Annotated in this window: 16 protein-coding genes and 1 pseudogene; 12 read left to right on the top strand and 5 right to left on the bottom strand. The window is 62.4% G+C overall.

Annotated features, from left to right (window positions below):
- Nucleotides 1–9 precede the first annotated feature (9 nt).
- From hutG to hutI, 3 genes are read right to left on the bottom strand one after another with little or no spacing between them, the layout of a single operon-like run.
- A complete protein-coding gene (hutG, locus tag KO516_RS00440) occupies nt 10–822 on the bottom strand; it encodes an N-formylglutamate deformylase (RefSeq protein WP_216001829.1) in 813 nt (270 codons plus the stop codon).
- Nucleotides 822–2,351 carry a histidine ammonia-lyase gene (hutH, locus tag KO516_RS00435; protein WP_216001828.1) on the bottom strand — a complete coding sequence of 510 codons (1,530 nt, stop codon included), beginning with the start codon at nt 2,349–2,351 and terminating at the stop codon, nt 822–824. Before hutH ends, hutG begins: the two co-directional genes overlap by 1 nt.
- Nucleotides 2,344–3,528, bottom strand: a complete 1,185-nt coding sequence (gene hutI, locus KO516_RS00430) for an imidazolonepropionase (RefSeq protein ID WP_216001827.1) — start codon at nt 3,526–3,528, stop codon at nt 2,344–2,346. The genes hutH and hutI overlap by 8 nt, the downstream gene beginning before the upstream one ends.
- Nucleotides 3,529–3,680: 152 nt before the next feature.
- Between hutI and KO516_RS00425 the strand changes: the two genes are divergently transcribed.
- Entirely contained in the window at nt 3,681–5,015 is a 1,335-nt protein-coding gene (locus tag KO516_RS00425; RefSeq protein ID WP_216001826.1) for a formimidoylglutamate deiminase, read from the top strand.
- Nucleotides 5,016–5,052: 37 nt separating this feature from the next.
- Here the strand turns inward: KO516_RS00425 and hisC are convergent, their stop codons facing one another.
- Nucleotides 5,053–6,156 carry a histidinol-phosphate transaminase gene (hisC, locus tag KO516_RS00420; protein ID WP_216001825.1) on the bottom strand — a complete coding sequence of 368 codons (1,104 nt, stop codon included), beginning with the start codon at nt 6,154–6,156 and terminating at the stop codon, nt 5,053–5,055.
- Nucleotides 6,157–6,231: 75 nt separating this feature from the next.
- On the opposite strand from hisC, the gene KO516_RS00415 reads away from it, so the two are divergent.
- The 8 genes from KO516_RS00415 (at nt 6,232) to KO516_RS00380 (ending at nt 14,935) form a co-directional block, all read left to right on the top strand.
- The gene (locus KO516_RS00415) at nt 6,232–7,008 is read left to right on the top strand and encodes an SDR family NAD(P)-dependent oxidoreductase (RefSeq protein ID WP_216001824.1); all 777 of its coding nucleotides are present in this window, start codon (nt 6,232–6,234) and stop codon (nt 7,006–7,008) included.
- Nucleotides 7,009–7,114: 106 nt separating this feature from the next.
- Complete coding sequence (locus KO516_RS00410) at nt 7,115–8,245, top strand: ABC transporter ATP-binding protein (RefSeq protein WP_216001823.1); 1,131 nt, start codon at nt 7,115–7,117, stop codon at nt 8,243–8,245.
- Nucleotides 8,246–8,281: 36 nt separating this feature from the next.
- Nucleotides 8,282–9,379, top strand: coding sequence for a PotD/PotF family extracellular solute-binding protein (locus tag KO516_RS00405; RefSeq protein ID WP_216001822.1), 1,098 nt, complete (start codon nt 8,282–8,284; stop codon nt 9,377–9,379).
- A 112-nt stretch (nt 9,380–9,491) separates the two neighbouring features.
- Nucleotides 9,492–10,457 (top strand): ABC transporter permease, encoded by a 966-nt coding sequence (locus KO516_RS00400; RefSeq protein WP_216001821.1) that lies wholly within the window; start codon nt 9,492–9,494, stop codon nt 10,455–10,457.
- Nucleotides 10,454–11,251, top strand: a complete 798-nt coding sequence (locus KO516_RS00395) for an ABC transporter permease (protein ID WP_216001820.1) — start codon at nt 10,454–10,456, stop codon at nt 11,249–11,251. Before KO516_RS00400 ends, KO516_RS00395 begins: the two co-directional genes overlap by 4 nt.
- Nucleotides 11,252–11,308: 57 nt before the next feature.
- Nucleotides 11,309–12,637, top strand: a complete 1,329-nt coding sequence (hisD, locus tag KO516_RS00390; RefSeq protein ID WP_216001819.1) for a histidinol dehydrogenase — start codon at nt 11,309–11,311, stop codon at nt 12,635–12,637.
- Nucleotides 12,637–13,641 (top strand): zinc-binding dehydrogenase, encoded by a 1,005-nt coding sequence (locus KO516_RS00385; RefSeq protein ID WP_216001818.1) that lies wholly within the window; start codon nt 12,637–12,639, stop codon nt 13,639–13,641. Before hisD ends, KO516_RS00385 begins: the two co-directional genes overlap by 1 nt.
- Nucleotides 13,631–14,935 (top strand): hypothetical protein, encoded by a 1,305-nt coding sequence (locus KO516_RS00380; RefSeq protein WP_216001817.1) that lies wholly within the window; start codon nt 13,631–13,633, stop codon nt 14,933–14,935. Before KO516_RS00385 ends, KO516_RS00380 begins: the two co-directional genes overlap by 11 nt.
- A gap of 211 nt (nt 14,936–15,146) precedes the next feature.
- On the opposite strand, the pseudogene KO516_RS00375 reads toward KO516_RS00380, so the two are convergent.
- A pseudogene (locus tag KO516_RS00375) lies at nt 15,147–15,672 on the bottom strand (IS3 family transposase); the annotation flags it as partial.
- 182 nt (nt 15,673–15,854) lie between these two features.
- Between KO516_RS00375 and KO516_RS00370 the strand changes: the two are divergent.
- The 3 genes from KO516_RS00370 to KO516_RS00360 all read left to right on the top strand — a co-directional run bounded on the left by KO516_RS00370 (nt 15,855) and on the right by KO516_RS00360 (nt 18,712).
- Nucleotides 15,855–16,475 (top strand): TetR/AcrR family transcriptional regulator, encoded by a 621-nt coding sequence (locus KO516_RS00370; RefSeq protein WP_216001816.1) that lies wholly within the window; start codon nt 15,855–15,857, stop codon nt 16,473–16,475.
- A 127-nt stretch (nt 16,476–16,602) separates the two neighbouring features.
- Nucleotides 16,603–17,775 (top strand): ABC transporter substrate-binding protein, encoded by a 1,173-nt coding sequence (locus KO516_RS00365; RefSeq protein WP_216001815.1) that lies wholly within the window; start codon nt 16,603–16,605, stop codon nt 17,773–17,775.
- Between the two features lie 67 nt (nt 17,776–17,842).
- Nucleotides 17,843–18,712, top strand: coding sequence for a branched-chain amino acid ABC transporter permease (locus KO516_RS00360; RefSeq protein ID WP_216001814.1), 870 nt, complete (start codon nt 17,843–17,845; stop codon nt 18,710–18,712).
- Nucleotide 18,713 lies beyond the last annotated feature (1 nt).

Below are 18,713 nucleotides of genomic sequence, written 5' to 3'. Positions count from 1 at the left end.
TCGGGCCTTTCAGTGCTGGGGGGCATGTCTTGCGGCCTCGGCCGCGGCGTGCAGGATTCGGGTCAGAATATCGGTGAGCTGCGGGCGCAGAATTGTGCATTTCGCCTCGCTCAGGGCGAATGGGGGCTCTTCGCTCGCCAGATGTGAGGCCTGCGCCAGTTCCATCTGGATCGCGTGGATCCCTTGAGATGGCTGGCCGTAGTGGCGGGTGGTCCAGCCGCCGCGGAAACGACCGTTCAGCACCTCTGTGCGCCTTGTCGCCTGTGTGCCCGCATGGGCGGCTGCCTCGATCCGGGGGTCGCAGGTGCGCCCGCCATCGGTGCCGATGTTAAAATCGGGCAGGGTGCCCTCGAAGAGCCATGGAATGACTGATCGGATCGAGTGGCAATCATAAAGCACCGCATAGCCATGGATCGCCTTTACCCGCGCCAGTTCGGCCGCGAGCGCGGCATGATATGGGGCATGGAATTGCGCCGTGCGGCGGGCAACCTCGGCGGCGTTTGGCTCGTCGCCCTCCCGCCAGATCGGTGTGTTGTCGAAGGTGGTTAGCGGCACCAGACCCGTGGTCGTCTGCCCCGGATAGAGCGATTGCCCCGACGGGTCGCGGTTGGCGTCGATGACATAGCGATGAAAGGTGGCTTGCACGCATGTCGCATCGGGGATCAGCCCCGCATAGAGTTCTTCGATATGCCAATCGGTGTCGCGCAGGCGCTGTCCCTCGTCGTTGAGCTTGGCCCGGATGTCATCGGGCACAAAAGTGCCGGTATGGGGCGAGCTTAGCACAAGCGGGCTGTTGCCACGTGTAATCCGGACTGGATCCATCAGAACACCTCGGGCAGCAGGTCGTAGACCGAGCGGGCCAGCTTGCCCGAGTGAACCAGCTCGGCCGCCGCTTCAAGGTCGGGCGCCATGAGCCGATCGTTGACGATGGCGGCGACGTCTTCGCGCAGGACGGTGATCGCGGCGCAAAGCGGCGCGGAGGTGGTTAGCGGGCCACGCAATTCGACGCCCTGCGCGCCGGTCAACGCCTCGATTCCGATGATGTGGAACAGGTTCTGCGTCATCTGCAGCAGGCGGCGGGCGCCGTGGCAGGCCATGGACACATGGTCTTCCTGATTGGCCGATGTCGGGGTCGAGTCGACCGAGGCCGGATGCGAGAGCTGCTTGTTCTCGCTCATAAGCGCGGCAGAGGTCACTTCGGCAATCATCAACCCGGAGTTGAGTCCGGGTTTGGGCGACAGGAAGGCCGGCAGACCAAAGCTCAGCGCTGGATCGACCAGCATGGCAATCCTACGTTGTGCGATGGAGCCGATCTCGGCCACGGCGAGGGCGATCATATCGGCGGCAAAGGCGACTGGCTCGGCATGGAAGTTGCCGCCGGAAACCACATCGCCATTGGACAGCACCAGCGGGTTGTCGGTGGCGGCGTTGGCTTCAATCTCAAGCGTGCTTGCCGCTTGGCGCAGAAGGTCAAGGCAGGCGCCCGAAACCTGCGGATGGCAGCGCAGGCAATAAGGGTCCTGAACACGTTCGTCATTGTCGGCGTGGCTGGCGCGGATTTCAGACTGCGCCAGAAGATTGCGCAGGGTCGCCGCAACTTCGATCTGACCGCGATGACCGCGCAGGGTGTGGATTTCTTCGGCAAACGGCGCCGTGGAGCCCATGGCGGCATCGGTCGACAGCGCCCCCGTCACGATCGAGCCTTGCAGCGCGCGCTCGGCGCGGAACAGTCCGGCGAGCGCCAGCGCCGTGGAGACCTGCGTGCCGTTGATCAGCGCGAGTCCTTCCTTGGCCGAGAGGGTCACGGGCGAAAGGCCGCAGCGCGTCAACGCATCGCGGGCGGCAAGACGCTCGCCTTGATAAAAGGCTTCGCCTTCTCCGATCATCGCCGCGGCCATATGTGACAGCGGGGCGAGGTCTCCGGAGGCCCCGACAGAGCCTTTTTCCGGGATGACAGGAAGGACCCCTGCGGCGAGCATCGCCTGCATGATGTCGATGATGTCGCTGCGAACCCCCGATGCGCCGCGCCCGAGCGACATGAGTTTCAGCACCATGACGAGGCGCACGACTTCGGGCGAGAGCGGTGTCCCGACCCCGCAACAATGGCTGAGGATCAGGTTGCGCTGAAGCGTCGCCACATCCGCGCTTTCGATCCGGATCGAGGCCAGCTTGCCGAAACCGGTGTTGACGCCGTAAACCGGTGCGTTTCCCGCGGCCACTTCGGCGATGCGCGCCGCGGCGCGCTCGATGCCGGGATAGGCGGAGTCGCAGAGTACCACATCGGTCGCGTTCCAATAGATGTCGGCCAGGGTCCGCAAAGACACCTGCCCGGGAATAAGCACTTCAGCCATGAACGACGGCTCCTTTGAAGATACGTTTGTGAAGGGGGTGGTGGCCAAGACGCGCGACAAGCTGCGCGGGGCGTTCGACGTTCCAGATCGCCAGATCCGCAGATGCGCCGGGCGCCAGAACGCCGATGTCGCCCGCGCGACCGAGGGCCTGAGCCGCGTGAGCCGTGACCGCATCCAGACATTCGCGCACCGTCAGCCCGAACAGCACCGCGCCCATGTTCATGGTGGTCAGAAGCGATGAGAGCGGCGAAGTTCCCGGGTTGCAATCGGTTGCCAATGCCATGGGCACACCGGCCTCGCGCAGCGCCGCGACAGGCGGTTTCTGCGTTTCGTTGAGCATGTAATAGGCGCCGGGCAGCAACACCGCGACGCTGCCGGAGGCGGCAATCTGGGCGACGTCTGTCTCGTCGGCATATTCGAAATGATCGACGGAGAGCGCGCCGAACTCGGCGGCAAGCGCCGTGCCGCCCGAGCGGGTGAGCTGTTCAGTGTGCAGCTTGACGGGAAGGCCCAGCTCGCGCGCCTTGTCGAACAGGGGGCGGATGTCTTCGGCAGAGAACGCGATGGATTCGCAAAAGGCGTCCACGGCATCGACCAGCCCTTCGGCATGGGCCTCGATCAGCCCGGCGATGGCGACGTCATGGATGTAGTCGGTTTTGCTGCCCTCGAAATCCTTCGGCATGGAATGGGCCGCGAGCCATGTGGTGGTGACACGGACCGGGCGCAGCGCCTCGACGCGGCGGGCGGCGCGCAGCATGTTGAGTTCGGAGGCGATCGACAGCCCGTACCCCGATTTGATCTCGAGCGTCGTCACGCCTTCCGAGAGCAGGGCGTCAATGCGCGGCAGAGAGGCCGCAACCAGCGCCTCGGGGTCGAGCGCGCGGGTGGCCGCGACGGAGGAGACGATCCCGCCGCCCGCCCGCGCGATGTCCTGATAGGTCGCGCCTTCTAGACGCATTTCGAATTCGCCGCTTCGGTCGCCGCCGTGAATGATATGCGTGTGGCAATCGATCAGTCCGGGCGTGACCAGCCGTCCCTCGCAATCGAGAACCTCGTGGCCGTCCTGTGCAAGCCCGGCACCGATTGCAGTGATGCGACCGTCTCGCATGGAAATATCGACAAGACCGGCGGCATCGTCGGAGAGGCGAGCGTTTGAAAGAAGGATCGGGTCGGACATGAGTTCCCTGTGTGCGCCGTTGGGGTTGCGGGGATTTGGTCTTTGCGCTGTGATTTTATAAGTATATACATAATAAAAGTCACTAAGGAAGACGATTCTATGTCTTTTCACGCGTCTACAGAGATGTGCCGACAAAAACGGAGCAGCGAGACATGATTTTTGCGCACAAGGCCCTCTTGGCGACAGGGTGGGAAAACAATGTTCGGCTCGATATTGCGGACGGGCACATCGGATCGGTCGAAATTGGCGCCACGCAACGTTCGGGCGATGCCCGCGTCGCCACGTTGATCCCTGGCATGCCCAATGTGCATAGCCATGCGTTCCAGCGCGGCCATTCGGGATTGACAGAGGTCAGGAGCGCCGGGCGCGAAAGTTTCTGGACGTGGCGGGAGATGATGTATCGCTTCGCGCTCTGCGTCAGCCCGGAGGATGTCGGCGCTCTGGCCGAAATGGCCTATGTCGAGATGCTCGAAGCCGGATACACCCGCGTTGGGGAATTCCACTACCTGCACCACGGCAAAGATGGCACCCCCTACGACAATCCTGCCGAGTTGTCGGACCGTATTTTCGCGGCGGCAGAGCAGACCGGGATCGCGCTGACTCATCTGCCGGTATTTTACGCCCATGGAGGGTTTGGCCCGCAGGCGCCGGGCGACGGGCAGCGCCGCTTTATTCATTCTGTAGATCGGTTTGTCGATCTGGTCGCGCGCTGCGAGGCGCGTCTGTCGCGCCCGCAAGACCGTGTCGGGTTCGCGCCGCATTCGCTGCGCGCCACGAGCCACGAGGAGCTGTCGGCACTTTGCGGCGCGCTTCCGGGACGGAAAATCCATACTCATATTTCGGAGCAGGTCAAAGAGGTCGAGGACTGTCTGGCCTTTTACGGCCAGCGTCCGGTCGACTGGTTGTTCGATCATGCCGAGGTGAATGCCGATTGGTGCCTGATCCACGCCACCCATCTGACCGCATCCGAGATGCAGCGCATCGCGGCGTCTAAGGCTGTCGCAGGCCTGTGTCCCGTGACCGAAGCCAACCTCGGCGATGGTCTGTTTCCGGCGCCGGAATTCCTTGCGGCTGACGGCAGGGTCGCCATCGGCACGGATTCAAATGTGCGGATCGATGTCGCGGAGGAATTGCGGGTTCTCGAATATGGTCAGCGCCTGCACACCCGTGCTCGAAATGTGCTGGCCCCCGAAGGCGGATCGACGGGGCGTCACCTGTTCGATGCGTCGCTTGCGGGCGGGGCGCAGGCGCTTGATGCGCCTGCTCCGCTCATCGCTTCCGGTGCGCCGGCAGATCTGGTTGCGCTGGCCGATCCGCTGGGGCTGGGGCAGGGCGACGCGCTGCTCGATCGGTGGATTTTCGGGCGCGATGTCGCCGTGAGCGATGTCTGGGCAGCCGGGGCGCATGTGGTGCGCGCGGGGCGGCACATTCACCGCGATGCCGTGCAGGCTCGGTTTGCCGACGTCTTGCGGCACGTGCTCACCTGAGCCGCGCCGCAATCCACGGACAGGCGAGGTGCCCGGGTCAAAGAACCCGGGCCATTGCCTCCAGAAACTGGTCATTTTCCCAGTCGAGACCAACCGAGACGCGCAGAAAGCTCTCAAAGCCTTCCTGTTTCCACGGTTTCACGATCACGCCGAAGCCGATGAGCCGATCCGCGACATCGCAAGAGGTCTGCCCGCAATCCACGAACAGGAAGTTCCCCTTGGATGGCAAAACGCGCAGGCCCAGAGCGGTCAGGCGCTCGGCCATCCGCGCCCGTTCGCGCAGTGTGTGGGACACGGCCTGCGCCATCTCTTCGGTGTGGGTCAACGCCGCGAGCGCTGCGGCTTGCGCCACGGCATTGGTGTTGAAAGGCGTTCGGACAAGGTTCATCGCATCGATCACGTCATCGCTGTTGGAGATGCCATAGCCGATGCGCAATCCGGCCAGCCCATAGGCCTTGGAAAAGGTGCGCAGGATCAATAGCGGCTTGTCATGCTTGGCGAGACGTTCCGTTGCCGAGGCATAATCCGGACCGGCGGCATATTCGACATAGGCTTCATCAAGGCACAGCAGGCTCCCGGGGTTTTGCGCCGCCAGCAATGCGTCGAGCTCTTCGGGGCCAAGCCAGAGCCCCGCGGGGTTCATCGGGTTGGCAAGAAGCGTAAGGCGCACCGGCCGCGCGGCGGCGTCCAGAAGCGCGTCCATATCGATCTGGTACGACGGGGTCAGGCCGATGCGGGTCACTTTGGCCCCCATCATGATGGCGTAATCCTCGTGAAGCGGGAAGGAGGGGAACAGGGTCACCACCTCATCGCCCGGGTTCAACACGGCACGGGCCAGAACGTTGAGCAAGTCTTCCGATCCGTCTCCGAGGATGACCCGGTCTTTGTCGGCGCCGGTCAGCAGTGCGATTGTATCGGCAAGCGCACGGGCGGAAGGATCGGGATAAACAAAGGGGCGCGCGATCGCATCGCGCATCGCCGCCTGAATTGCGGCGTTGGGGCCGTGCGGATTTTCGTTCGAGGCCAGCTTTGCAATGGGATGCCCCTTGGCACGGCTCGCAACGTCAGTAACTGTCAGCCCGGAATTGTACGGCTTGAGAGAGGCAAGCTCCGGTCTGGCGGGAAACCTGGGGGGCGTCATGATAATCTCCGTTGACTCAAGCGTGGCGATTTACCACACATATGTATATACATACAATTATGGGACCGAGGACGAATGCAAGATGAAAATAGCATCGCGACCGATGTCAGGTTCGACTTCACGGGCAAGACCGTGTTTGTCACCGGCGCGAGCCGCGGCATCGGGCGCGAGATTGCCCTTGCGTTTGCACGCGATGGCGCAAGCCTGATCCTGAGTGCGCGGAGCATCGAAGCCTTGGCGTCCGTCGCCGCAGAGATCCGCGACATGGGGGGCGAAGCGGTCTGTCTTGGTCTCGATCAACGGGATCTGGGGGCGATCCGCTCTCAGATTGCACCGCTTGGCCCGATCGACGTGCTTGTCAACAATGCTGGCGTGGAGGCGGTCCGCGATTCTCTCGATGTCGACGAGGCGCTTTGGGACAAGATTGTCGACACCAATCTCAAAGGGGCGTTTTTTGTCGCGCAGGCCGTTGCAGCCAAAATGGCAGAGGCACAACGCGGATCCATCATCAATCTGGCCTCGCTGACCTCTTATGTTGGGGTACCGGGCGCTGTGCCCTACAGCGCATCGAAAAGCGGCGTTCTCGGCATGACCCGCGCCATGGCCGCCGAATGGGCGCCAAAGGGCATCCGCGTCAACGCCATCGCGCCGGGATATTTCGAGACCGATTTGACCAGCGTCTTCTACGAAGACAAGGACTGGGTTGCGAAGATGATCGCCAATATCCCCGCAGGCCGTATGGGCGATCTGCCCGACCTGACGGCAGCGGTGCGGTTTCTTGCATCAAGTGGCGCCAACTATATTTTTGGTCACTGTATCGTCATCGATGGTGGATATCTGGCCAAAATTTAGGCAGATATCCACTTCTGGCCAAACTGCCAGTTGGTTCGGACATAAGTATATACTTTTAATTTCAAGAGTGCTTACTTACCCTCCAAAGCAGATCACAGGGGCAACGATGACAGTTCAGATCGCCGCGAAAGCAGATGCCACCCAAGCGGCCCGCGAGGTCGCCGTGCGCGCAAGTCATGTGTCGATGGATTTTGGTAGCGGTGCGCTTGCGGTTGACGATGCGAGTTTCGAGCTGGAGAAGGGGCGCTTCCTGACGATCCTTGGTCCGTCGGGTTCTGGTAAGACAACCCTGTTGCGCATGATCGCCGGGTTTCAAAAGCAGACCGCAGGCGAAATCACCATCAATGGCAAGGCCGTCGATGCCGCCCCGCCGCATCGTCGCTCTGTCGGGATGGTGTTCCAGAAGCTCGCCCTGTTCCCCCATATGACTGCGGCCGAGAACGTGGCCTTCCCGCTCAAGATGCGGCGGTTCAATCCGCGCCAGATCGCAGGGCGCGTGGACCAGTTTCTCGATCTTGTCAAACTTGGTGGGTATGGCGACCGCCGGATCAACGAGCTTTCCGGCGGGCAACAGCAACGCGTCGCCATCGCCCGCGCCTTGGTCTTCGAGCCGGATCTTCTGCTGCTCGACGAGCCGCTCGCCGCGCTCGATGTCAAGCTGCGCGAGGAAATGCAGCTGGAATTCCGTCGCATTCAGCATGAGTTGGGCGTCACCACCATCAACGTGACCCATGATCAGCGCGAGGCGCTCGTCGTTTCCGACAATGTCATCGTCATGGATGGGGGCCGCATCCAGCAGCAGGCCGACCCTGTGGCGCTGTACCGCGCCCCGGCAAATCCGTTTGTCGCGGGGTTCCTCGGTCTGTCCTCTTTTGTCGAGGGGACGGCCACCGCGGATGGCAATCTGAAGGTTGGGGATCTTGTGGTGCAGGGGACAGCCGCGCGCAGGTTCGAAACCGGGGCGCCGGTGGTGGCGGCGATCCGCGCCGAACAGATCCGCCTTGCAGGAACGCGCGAGGCGCTTGCGGCCTGCGACATGACACTGGAGGGGCGCGTGTGTGACACGATCTTCGAGGGCGAGCGCCAGATGTATGTCGTCGAGATCGGGGCGCTTTGCGGCGCGACTTTCCGCGTCTATCACCACGATCCTGACAGTTTCGGCCTGTTCCGCGTTGGTGACCCCGTCGCGCTTGGTTGGAACCGTCGCGATCTGAAGATATTCAGCCCAGCGGCATAAGAAAAAACGCCGCTTACCAACAGAGGAAACTACCGAATGTCCATCAAATACTCCCGCCGGAACATTCTGCGAGCCGGTCTGGCGACCAGCGGAGCAGCTCTGCTCACCGCCTTGCCCGCCAGCCGCCTGTTTGCGCAGGAACCCGAAAAGCCGTCCGAGATCATCGTCCGCGCCTGGGGCGGCGAATGGGTTGAATCGCTGAAGAAGGGCGTTTCCGACCGCTTTACCGAGATGACCGGCATCGCCGTGCGTCACGATCTGACCGAAGACAATGAGATCCAGCCCAAGGTCTGGGCCGCCGTGGCGCAGAACCGGGTGCCGCCGATCCACATCAACTGGGACACCACCACCAATGCGACGAAATCGGCGCTGCGCGGTGTGACCGAGGATATCTCCGATCTCACCAACCTTGCCAACACCACCGAACTGGCCAAGCCGGTCGGGCTGGACGGCTATCCGATGGTCAACACCTATGGCTATGTCTATGTGCTGGCCTATCGCCCCGATGCGTTCCCGGATGGTCCGCCCAAGTCCTGGCGTGATCTGCTCGATCCCAAGTTCAAGGGCCGTATCGCGCTCTACAACGACGGCATCGGCTTCCATTTCCCCGCGCAGGTCGCGGGCGGTGGCAGCCTTGAGGATATCCCCGACAACATGGATGCCTGCTGGGACTTCGTCCGCGAGATGAAAGAGCAGAACCCGCTTCTGGGTGAGGATCCGGATTTCACCACATGGTTCCAGAATGGTGAAATCGATGCGGCCTGCACCATCTCGACCAACGCGCTTGCGGCCAAGAAAAACGGCGTCGAGCTGGCATGGACCGTGCCGGAAGAGGGCTGTAAGTTCGACACCGATTGTCTGTGGATTCCCAAGGGCCTTCCGGAGAACGAGCTTTACTGGGCCAAGCAGTACATCAATCTGGCCTTGTCGCAGGAAAGCCAGCAGATCTGGCTCGACGGTCTCGGGCTTCCGGGCGTCATCGAGGGTCTTACCCCGCCGGCAGGGCTTGCGGGCGATCCGTCCTACCCGACCGAGCCGGAAGATTTCGAACATCTGATCCGGGTTTCGTCGGCGGTTCAGGTTCAGAACGAAAGCGACTGGTTCGCCAAGTTCAAGGAAATCATGCAGGGCTGAGCCCACATGCACGTCAGGATCGGGATACTCTCCCGGTCCTGTTCATGGTCGCGCCGCGCCTTTGGGGGCCATGCGCAGCCAGCCACCCCCATCGTGACCCCGGAACGCCGCAATGCCCCAGATCCCGTCCACGGACGATCCTCAAACCACGTTCAGATACCCGTTGCGCTGGCGGATCATGGACGCATTGAACTATGGTCTGGACCGGTTCTGGCCGGCCCGCATGTCACCCTACACCGGATGGGCGCTGATCATGCCTGCGCTTTTGCTGGTGGGGATTCTGGTGCTCGGCCTGTTCGAAATGGCGGACAGCTCGCTTCATACGCTCGACCGTGCGATCTTTCGGCCGTCAGAGGCCTACACGCTTGAGAACTACCAAGCGGTGATGGAAAGCGCGACCTATGGCCGTGTGGTGATGCGATCCGTCTTCGCCGCCGGGCTGACGGTTTTCTTCACGCTGCTGCTCGCGCTGCCCTATGCCTATATCATGGTGCGCACGACACGTTCGGCTGTGCGCAAGGCGCTTCTGGTCACGCTCTTCCTGCCGTTCTTCATCGGTCAGGTGGTGCGGGCATACGGGCTTCTGATCATTCTTGGCACCAACGGCGTCGCCAATAACGCGCTTGGTCTTGTCGGGATCGAGCCGATCCGCCTGCTGTTCAACTTCCCGGCCGTGGTCTTTGGTCTGGTGCAATACATGCTGCCCTTTGCGGTTCTGATGCTTGCTCCCGCCCTGACGGCAATCCCGCGCGAAACCGAAACCGCGGCGTCGTCTCTGGGGGCCAACTGGCTGCAAAGCTTTCGCCACATCGTCCTTCCCATGGCCAAGCCGGGCCTGATCGGTGCGGGGCTGGTGGTTGGAACGCTGTCGCTGACCGATTTCGCGATGCCCGCCATGCTGGGGGGCGGCTCGCAGGATTTCATCGCCAACGCGATCTATGATCAGTTCTTCCGCACTGCGGATCAGGGTCTCGGGGCCGCGCTCGCATTGCTGCTCGTGGTGCTCGGGTCGGTCATTGTCGGTGTGGTCATCGCGCTTTTCGGCGCCGGGACACTTGGCATGGGAAGCAAGAAATGACCGCAAGATCGCAACGCATTCTGTTCTGGGCGCTTGTCTGGTTCTGTATCCTCATCCTCTCGGTGCCCACGGTCATCGTTGTCGGTGCGTCCTTCACCACCGCCAACATGATCTCTTTCCCGCCCGAAGGCTTCACGCTCAAATGGTACGGGAAGATCGCCCTCGCGCGCGATCTGCAGCAGGCCTTCGTGCGCTCGTTGATCGTCTCTACAGTCTGTCTCATCGCCTCTGTGCCCGTCGGCACGCTGGCCGGTCTTGCGCTGTCGCGGTTCAAGCTGCGCTTTGCCAATGCGATCCAGATCTACCTGCTTTTGCCGTTCACCGTGCCGCTGATCGGCTCTGGCATCGGCATGATGCTGGTCTTTGGCGAATGGCGTGTTCTGGGAAGCCTCTGGCCGGTTGGCGTGGCGCTTGCCGTGATCAACCTCCCGTTCATCATCTGGTCGGTGTCCTCTTCCGCCGGCGCGCTTGATGGCGATCTTGAACTGGCCGCATCGAGCTGCGGGGCAGGGCGCTTCGAGACCTTCTGGTTCGTGACCTTGCCGGGGGTCATGCCGGGGGTCATCACCGGGGGCCTTTTGATGTTCGTGCTGGCAATGAGCGAGTTCCTCGTCTCGCTGCTTCTGACCGATGCGCGGACCGTGACCCTGCCGGTGCAGATTTATAACAATATTCGCTCGATCATCACGCCCGATCTGGCGGCGGTTTCCTCTGTCTTCGTGGTGATCGCGCTGCTCGCGGTGTGGCTGCTCGACCGCCTCGTCGGGCTCGAAATCTTCTTGAAATCAAAATGATGATGGCCCGACCCTCGCGGTCGCGGCGTCTCGAACGATCATACGAAAGGATCCGTCATGTCTGACGTCAACGTGCAAAAACTCGCTGGTCTGGGAAAAGTCGAACGCGCCGCGCTCATCCGCCGGTCCGAAGCCGATCTGTCCTTCTTCCTCGACAAGGTGCAGCCGATCATCGATGCGGTGAAAACCGAAGGTGACGCCGCGCTGGTTCGGTTCGGGCGTGATTTCGACAAGGCGACGCCGCTGACGGCAGAGACGCTTCAGGTGTCCGAGGCAGAGTTCGACGAAGCCTTCAAGCTGGTGGATGACAAGGTGATCGAGGCGATCCGCTACGGCATCGAGAACATCCGCTCCTTCCACGAGGAGCAGGCGCCGGAACCGATGTTTCTCAAGGAAATCCGCCCGGGTGCCTTTGCGGGCGATCGCTACCTGCCGATCAATTCGGTCGCGCTCTATGTGCCGCGTGGCAAGGGATCGTTCCCCTCGGTCACGATGATGACCTCGGTGCCGGGCGTGGTCGCAAAGGTGCCGAACCTCGCCATTTTCACCCCTCCGGGGCCGGACGGCAAGGTTGATGCGGCGACCTTGGTCGCGGCGCGGATCGCGGGCGTAGAGACCATCTATAAATGCGGCGGCGCTCAGGCCGTGGCGGCGGCAGCCTTCGGCACCGAAACCGTCAAGAAAGCCCAAAAGATTGTCGGACCGGGCAGCCCCTGGGTGGTCGCGGCAAAGCGCCTGCTGGCCGGGATCATCGATCCGGGCCTGCCTGCCGGTCCGTCGGAAGGGATGATCCTTGCCGATCACACCGTGTCGGGCGGCCTTGCGGCGATGGACCTTCTGATCGAGGCCGAGCACGGCCCCGACAGTTCCGCATGGCTGGTGACGCCCTCCGAGCGCGTCGTCGAAGAGGCGCTGGCCGCTCTGCCCGAGCTTTGGGGCAAGATGACCGAGACCCGTGTCGAATTCTCGCGCACCGTCCTGACCGGCGCGTCGGGCGGTATCATCCTTGCAAAGGATATGGCGGATGCCTGTGCCTTTGTGAACGAATACGCGCCCGAGCACCTTGAAATCCTGTCGACCAAGCCCTTCGACTATCTTGGTGACATTACCGAGGCTTCGGAAATTCTGCTCGGCACCCATACGCCGGTCTCGATCGCGAATTTTGCGCTGGGGCCGAACGCGGTGTTGCCGACCTCGAAAGGCGCCAACACCTACGGGCCGCTCTCGGTCACCGATTTCATCCGCCGCAGCTCGGTCGGCTATGTCACCGAGAAAGGCTATCCGGAAATGGCGGCAGCCGCGAAAACCCTCGCGGAATACGAGGGCTTCTCGTCGCACGCCAACGCTGTCAGCGAGCTTCGCAACGCCTACCTGAAGCCGGAGTGATGGACGCGGTTCGCCTCCATGGGATCGGGGATCTTCGTTTCGAGAGGGTTCCCGGCCCCGCCGCTCCCGCGGCGGGAGAGGTCACGCTCACCGTTTCTGTCGCGGGCATCTGTGGCTCTGATCTGCACAATTACCGAACCGGAGCATGGATCAGCCGTGCCCGGTCGATCGCCGGTCACGAATTTACCGGGACGGTGACAGAGCTGGGCGCAGAGGTCTCTCATGTGGCGGTGGGCGATCGTGTCGTCGTCGACAGCCGCTGGACCTGCGGCGTTTGCCCGTCCTGTCGCGACGGCGTCGGTCAGGTCTGCGCAAAGCTCGGGTTTCTGGGCGAGGTGATCGATGGCGGCTTTGCCCAGCAGGTGACCTTGCCCGCAAGGAACGTGCTGAAAGCCCCGGCGGATGTGGCGGATCGCCATCTTGCCATGGCCGAGCCGCTGGCAGTGGCCCTGCATGCGCTCAACCTCATGGCGCTGCCGGGCGGAGCCGAGCTCGTCGTGGCGGGTTGCGGCCCGATTGGCGCTTTGGTCACGCTTCTTGCGACCCGCGCGGGCCATCCGGTTTGCATTCTGGATCGCAACGCGGCGCGCAGCGGATTGCTGTCAAAGGCCACCGGCGCCATCGCCACGGATCTCGACACGCTCGCGGATCGACACTTCCGATATGCCATCGACACAACCGGAAATGCCGATGTGATCTCTCGCCTTCTGGACATCATCGCCGGCGCAAGCCGTCTGGGTCTTGTGGGGATCGGCAGCGCGGCCAAGATCATCGATCCGGTGCAACTGGTCGAGCGCGAGATTGCCCTGATCGGCTGTCACGCCTTTGAAGACGAGTTGGCGAGCATCAATGACATGTTGCCTGCGCTCGCGCCGTATCTCGATCCGTTCATTGCGGATATTCTTCCTCTCGCCGAGGTCCCGGCAGCCTATGACAGGCTGCTCGCGGGCGACACCGGCGGGATCAAAACTCTCATTCAAATCGGAGGTGATCATGGCCACTGATACCCCAACGCCGTCCCGCACCGCCGAAATTCGGGCGGTGGCGCGCAAAGACATCCCACGGGCGCAGACCATGCTTGAGGAGTTCATTTCCGGGCTGTTCGACATTCCGGTGAGCGATCTCAGGATCAATCAGGATCAGTACTCACTCAATTCCCTCAACGGGTTTTTCGAGTCCGGCGATCAGGCGTTCTTTTTCAAATTCCATCAGGAAGACGGCGAAGAGGATATGACCGGCGAATACTACCGTGCCGATATCCTGTCCTCGGCGGGTTTGCCCGTCGATCAACCGGTGCACATGTCGACGCTGGCGGGCGAGCAGGTGCTCATTTATCGACGCCGCTCTGATCCGCGCTTCTCGGATGTTCTGTTCGAGCTGGATCAAGCGCCGGATGCGAGGGCCACCGCCCGCGCCCGTGCGGCCGAGGCCGATCTCAACGCCCACATTCTGTCCGTCGCCAAAGAGACGCTGCAGGCGATCTCTCCCGCGCAGGCCGCTGCGGAACCGATACACCGCCTGTTCTATGAGCGCCTCATCGATCTGCCCGCAGGCAGCTATCCCGGCGGGCGTCTGGCAAAATTCTACGTTGGCAAGCGGTTCGCGTTCCCGGGCGGGGTGTCGCTCGATTGGGACGAGATCGCCGATGCCACCGTTCGGGTCAATGGCATCCGCTATGGGTCGAGCCTGCGACAGGCGTTCGACGACGCGCTCACACGCTACGCACCGCTGAACACCGCCAGTGCCGGCGGGATCGTGGCCCATGGCGATGCGCATAACGCCAATGTCTGGTACGAACGCGGCGAAGATCAGGACCGGCTCTCTTTCTTCGATCCGGCGTTTGCGGGCAATAAGGTGCCGGGGCTTCTGGCCGAGGTCAAATCGACCTTCCACAATATCTTCGCCCATCCGTTCTGGCTCTATAATCCCGAAATGGCGGCGGAACGGTTCGAGGCCAGGGTGACGTTATCCGAAGGTGTTCTGTCTTTCGAGACCGACTGGCATCCCACACCTGCGCGGCTGGCGCTGCTGGAGTCCAAGGCCGAGACCTTCTGGAAACCATGGCTGGCACATCTCAAGGCGCAGGGGCTCCTGCCCGAAGATTGGGAAGAGATCGTTCGCAGCGGGTTGTTCCTGTCGCCGACTCTGGTGATGAACCTCAACGCGGGCGAAGGTGCCGAGCGGCACAATCCCACCTCATCGGCCATCGGGCTGGGCATCGCGCTTGCGGCGGCCTCGCGCCCGGTTGACGGCGAGGACATGTTCTCGCGGTTCTTTGACTCGGTGCGCCCGGAATGACGCTCGATCGCAGGTTTCGACGTGTCGATGATTTTGCTGGTGGGGCAAGGCGTTGCTGATGATCTAGGCGTGGGCTTTTCGACGCGGAACAAATGAATCCCGGGGCACCGATGTGGTTGCGAAAGAGGATTTGAGCCTCGCGCAGAAGTCTGACCGGCTTGGGCGCGAGACCGGCATTCCCCAAGAGGAAAGGGATGTCCTGAAAATGGCCAACCGGTTCTTTGCCGGCCCAGTCCAGAATGGCGTGGCTCGTGAACTCGGTGCCGTTATCGCTGACGATGCATGCGGGTTTGCCGTAGATCCGCACCAGCGCATCCAACTCGCGGGCGGTCGCCATTGCCCTGAGCGAGCATGGCGACGGCGCCCGAGATGCTGGTGTCGGCGGTCAGGCACGGGGTCTTCCGGCAGCCATCGTCGATCACCGCCAGAATGCGGAACGTGCGCGAGGCGCCGAAGCTGTCGCCCAGAAAGTCTGGCGAGTTGCGGGCATTGGGATGCGCCGCCTCTGGCATCGGCGTGCGTGACCCACGGACCTGCTTGCGCCCGCGCCGTCGCTTCTCCGACAGTCCCTCTTCTCGGTCGAGGCGATAAAGCTTCTCGTGGTTCATAAGCATGCCCTTGCGCCCGAGCAGGATACCGTTCCGGCGACAACCGAACCGGCGCCGCTTCGCTGCGCTCTGCTACATCTCCTCGCGGATCTCTGGGCTACGGTCCTCTAAATCAGTGGAACGGCTCTTGCTCATTCGCCTGCTCCATCACGGTTGAGCAGAGTTTCCATCAGACTGGAGATTCTCGCGGGGGGCTGTTGCGTCAATTTTCGGCAAGTGACGCAATGGACCCTATCAATGCCAATGCGCAGTTGGAAAACTTGTTGACAGAAATATAAAAACAAACTGACCTGTTTTCAAATGGAGAGCACATGACTGTCACGACACGACGCACACAGGATCAGCGCAGCGCCCAGACGCGGGCCCTGTTGCTGCGCGCAACGACGCAGTCGCTGATGGAGGTGGGCTATGCCAACACGAGCACCGCAGGCATCGCCAAGCGGGCAGGGGTGTCGCGGGGTGCGCAAACCCACCACTACCCCGGCAAGCGGGATCTGATCGTTGCCGCCACCGAAGAGATGTTCTCAAACTTTGCCAATGAACTCGAAACCCTTGGCGCAGAGCTTCGGGCAGGTCGCCTGAGCTATGATGGCTTTTTCGACGCGATCTATGACGGGGTTCTCAATGGCGACTGGTTCTATTCGTCGCTTGAAATCATCGTTGCGGCGCGGGGGGACGAGGATCTGCGTCGCCACCTGTCGCCGCTGATCCTCGATCTGCATGAGCAGTTCGAACGCACTTGGTCGCAGACCTTCGTGGCAGTCGATCCCAAGGTGGTGACCTCGCGCGTGGCGCTGAACCTCGTGATGAACGTGTTTCGAGGCATGGCGGTACAGGCGGTCCTGCGCCGCGACGAAAGCTATTTCACCGAGATGCTGGGCGCACTGAAGGCGATCATCGCCGTTCACGTCCGCCCCGTCATATCCGACTGACAGCAACCGACTGGAACGACCTCCGAAACTTAAAAACCAGACAGTCGGTATTTAACATGAGGCATCAGCCTCCAACCAGAGCGGTACAGCCGCCGACCATCCAACAGACATCCGACAGGAGAGACAGATGAAGACCTTCACTTCGATGCTGGCCGCCGCCGCGCTTGCCGCGACGCCGCTGCTGGCGCAGGACTGGGAAACCGAAGGGCTGAGCGAGGACGCCATCACCATCGGCGTCATGGGCCCGTTTTCCGGCAATGCCTCGTCCTACAGCAAGGCGCTGGTGGGCATGATGGCCTATTACGACAAGGTCAATGAAGAGGGCGGCGTGCATGGCCGCAAGCTGATCGCCGTACAGGAAGACACCGCTTGCGACAGCGCCAAGGGGCTCGCCGCGGCCAAGAAGCTGATCTCGCAGGACAAGGTGTTCATGCTTCAGGGCAATTCCTGCTCGGGCGTGGCGCTGGCGCTGCGGCCGACCATCGAGGAAGCCGGCCTGCCGTGGATCGTCGCCCACGCGGTCAGCGACAGCATCTCGGACCCGCTTGCCAAGAACATCTTTCACGGTGTGCCCACGGGTGGTGCCAACGGTCGGGCCATGGCTGCCTTTGTTCTGTCCAAGCCCGACACCAGCAATGTCGCGATCATCGAGCATTCCAACGACTGGGCGCACAGCTATTCCAACCCTGCCCGCGATTATCTCGAAGAAAACGGCGTCTCGCCCAGCCTTGAGCTGACCATGGAGCGCGGGCAGACCGATGCCACCGCGCAGGTGCTCAAGCTGCGGCAGGAAAAGCCCGACTTCATCATCGCCGCGCTTTACGAGGCGGAAACCGCGATCTTCCTGCGCGATCTGGTGAAATACGGCATGGGCGATGTGCCGGTGATGGGCACCGCCGGCACGGACCTTGAGAACACGCTCAAGCGCACTGGCGATTTCGAGACGGTGCAGAATTACTACGTCATCCATTCTTATGTGGACAATCTCGACGGGCCGCTGATGCAGCAGTGGGGCGAGATGATCCACAAGTACAACCCGGATGAAGAGCTTTCCACGTTCTCCTTCGTGTCGATCGGTTCCGCCGAGGCGCTGGTCTCGGCGCTCGAGGCGGTCGGGCCGGACCTGACGCGCTCCAAGCTGATGGCGGCGCTGGAAGAGGTGCGCGATTTCGACACCGGCATTCTGTCTGACCCGATCACTTGGACCCCCGAAGACCACCAAGGGGTCAAGGGCTCGGCCGTGGCGGGCTTTGTCGATGGCGAACCCACGGTGCTGCGCGCCTGGGGCCAGCCCTACTGATCCCCGACTGCCGGGCGCGGCGGCGCTGCGCCCGGCCTTTTTCGGGGACATTGAAGGAGCCGACAAGATGTTGATGCAGCTGACTTTGGGAGGTCTCTCCCAAGGCATGATCTATGCGCTGATCGCGCTGTCGCTGACGGTGGTCTACCGATCCACCACGGTGGTGAATTTCGGCCACGGCGATTTCGTCATGGCCGGGGCGTTCCTGTCCTACGTGTTGGTCGTGCTGCTGGGCGTGGCCTTTGTTCCGGCGGCAGTGCTGGCGATGGCGGCCATGTTCGTGCTGGGCGTGATGTTCAACCGCGGCCTGATCCGGCCGATCCGCGGCGGGCCGCATATCGGGCTTGCGCTGATGTGCATCGCTGCGGGCTACCTGCTGCGCGGCATCGCCCGCATGGTCTGGGGCCGCGAGGTGCTGCCGATGCCGCCGGTGTTCGACATGGCGCCGATTTTCGTCGGTGATCTGGTGATCACCGGGGACGCGGTGTTCATCATCGGCACGGTGCTGGTGCTCTTGCTGATCTTCTTTGGCCTGCTGGCGATGACCGATCTCGGCAAGATGGTGCAGGCGGTCTACCAGAGCCCGCGCGGCGCCCGGCTCATCGGGTTGAATGTCGATCGGTTCAACGACTTTTCATGGGGCATCGGCGCGGCGTTGGGGGCGCTCGGGGGCATCCTCGTGGCGCCGGTGTCGCTGCTGCACCCGGACCTTGGCGCGAGTTTCCTGATCAAGGGCTTTGCCGCGATGACGCTGGGCGGCTTTGGCTCGCTGGGGGGCGCGGTGCTGGGGGGTGTGCTTCTGGGCGTCGCCGAGCAATACGCGGGTGCCTACATCGACAGCGCGCTGATCGAGATCACCGCCTATGTGGTCATCGTCGCCGTGCTGTTCATCCGCCCGCAGGGCCTGTTCGGTCGCAAGGCCGTGGTGAAGGTGTAAG

The organism is Citreicella sp. C3M06 (genome assembly GCF_018860705.1).
Taxonomy (GTDB): Bacteria; Pseudomonadota; Alphaproteobacteria; order Rhodobacterales; family Rhodobacteraceae; genus Salipiger.
The sequence above is the reverse complement of the archived record's forward strand: the minus strand, read 5'-3'. Positions and strand labels throughout refer to the sequence as shown.

Excerpts from the sequence above, each read along its gene's own strand:
- KO516_RS00410 (WP_216001823.1), top strand. The coding sequence starts at position 7,115 with ATGACAGTTCAGATCGCCGCGAAAGCAGATGCCACCCAAGCGGCCCGC.
- hutI (WP_216001827.1), bottom strand. The coding sequence starts at position 3,528 with ATGTCCGACCCGATCCTTCTTTCAAACGCTCGCCTCTCCGACGATGCC.
- hutG (WP_216001829.1), bottom strand. The coding sequence starts at position 822 with ATGGATCCAGTCCGGATTACACGTGGCAACAGCCCGCTTGTGCTAAGC.
- KO516_RS00415 (WP_216001824.1), top strand. The coding sequence starts at position 6,232 with ATGCAAGATGAAAATAGCATCGCGACCGATGTCAGGTTCGACTTCACG.
- KO516_RS00365 (WP_216001815.1), top strand. The coding sequence starts at position 16,603 with ATGAAGACCTTCACTTCGATGCTGGCCGCCGCCGCGCTTGCCGCGACG.
- KO516_RS00400 (WP_216001821.1), top strand. The coding sequence starts at position 9,492 with ATGCCCCAGATCCCGTCCACGGACGATCCTCAAACCACGTTCAGATAC.
- KO516_RS00385 (WP_216001818.1), top strand. The coding sequence starts at position 12,637 with ATGGACGCGGTTCGCCTCCATGGGATCGGGGATCTTCGTTTCGAGAGG.
- hisD (WP_216001819.1), top strand. The coding sequence starts at position 11,309 with ATGTCTGACGTCAACGTGCAAAAACTCGCTGGTCTGGGAAAAGTCGAA.
- KO516_RS00370 (WP_216001816.1), top strand. The coding sequence starts at position 15,855 with ATGACTGTCACGACACGACGCACACAGGATCAGCGCAGCGCCCAGACG.
- hutH (WP_216001828.1), bottom strand. The coding sequence starts at position 2,351 with ATGGCTGAAGTGCTTATTCCCGGGCAGGTGTCTTTGCGGACCCTGGCC.
- hisC (WP_216001825.1), bottom strand. The coding sequence starts at position 6,156 with ATGACGCCCCCCAGGTTTCCCGCCAGACCGGAGCTTGCCTCTCTCAAG.
- KO516_RS00425 (WP_216001826.1), top strand. The coding sequence starts at position 3,681 with ATGATTTTTGCGCACAAGGCCCTCTTGGCGACAGGGTGGGAAAACAAT.
- KO516_RS00395 (WP_216001820.1), top strand. The coding sequence starts at position 10,454 with ATGACCGCAAGATCGCAACGCATTCTGTTCTGGGCGCTTGTCTGGTTC.
- KO516_RS00405 (WP_216001822.1), top strand. The coding sequence starts at position 8,282 with ATGTCCATCAAATACTCCCGCCGGAACATTCTGCGAGCCGGTCTGGCG.
- KO516_RS00380 (WP_216001817.1), top strand. The coding sequence starts at position 13,631 with ATGGCCACTGATACCCCAACGCCGTCCCGCACCGCCGAAATTCGGGCG.
- KO516_RS00360 (WP_216001814.1), top strand. The coding sequence starts at position 17,843 with ATGTTGATGCAGCTGACTTTGGGAGGTCTCTCCCAAGGCATGATCTAT.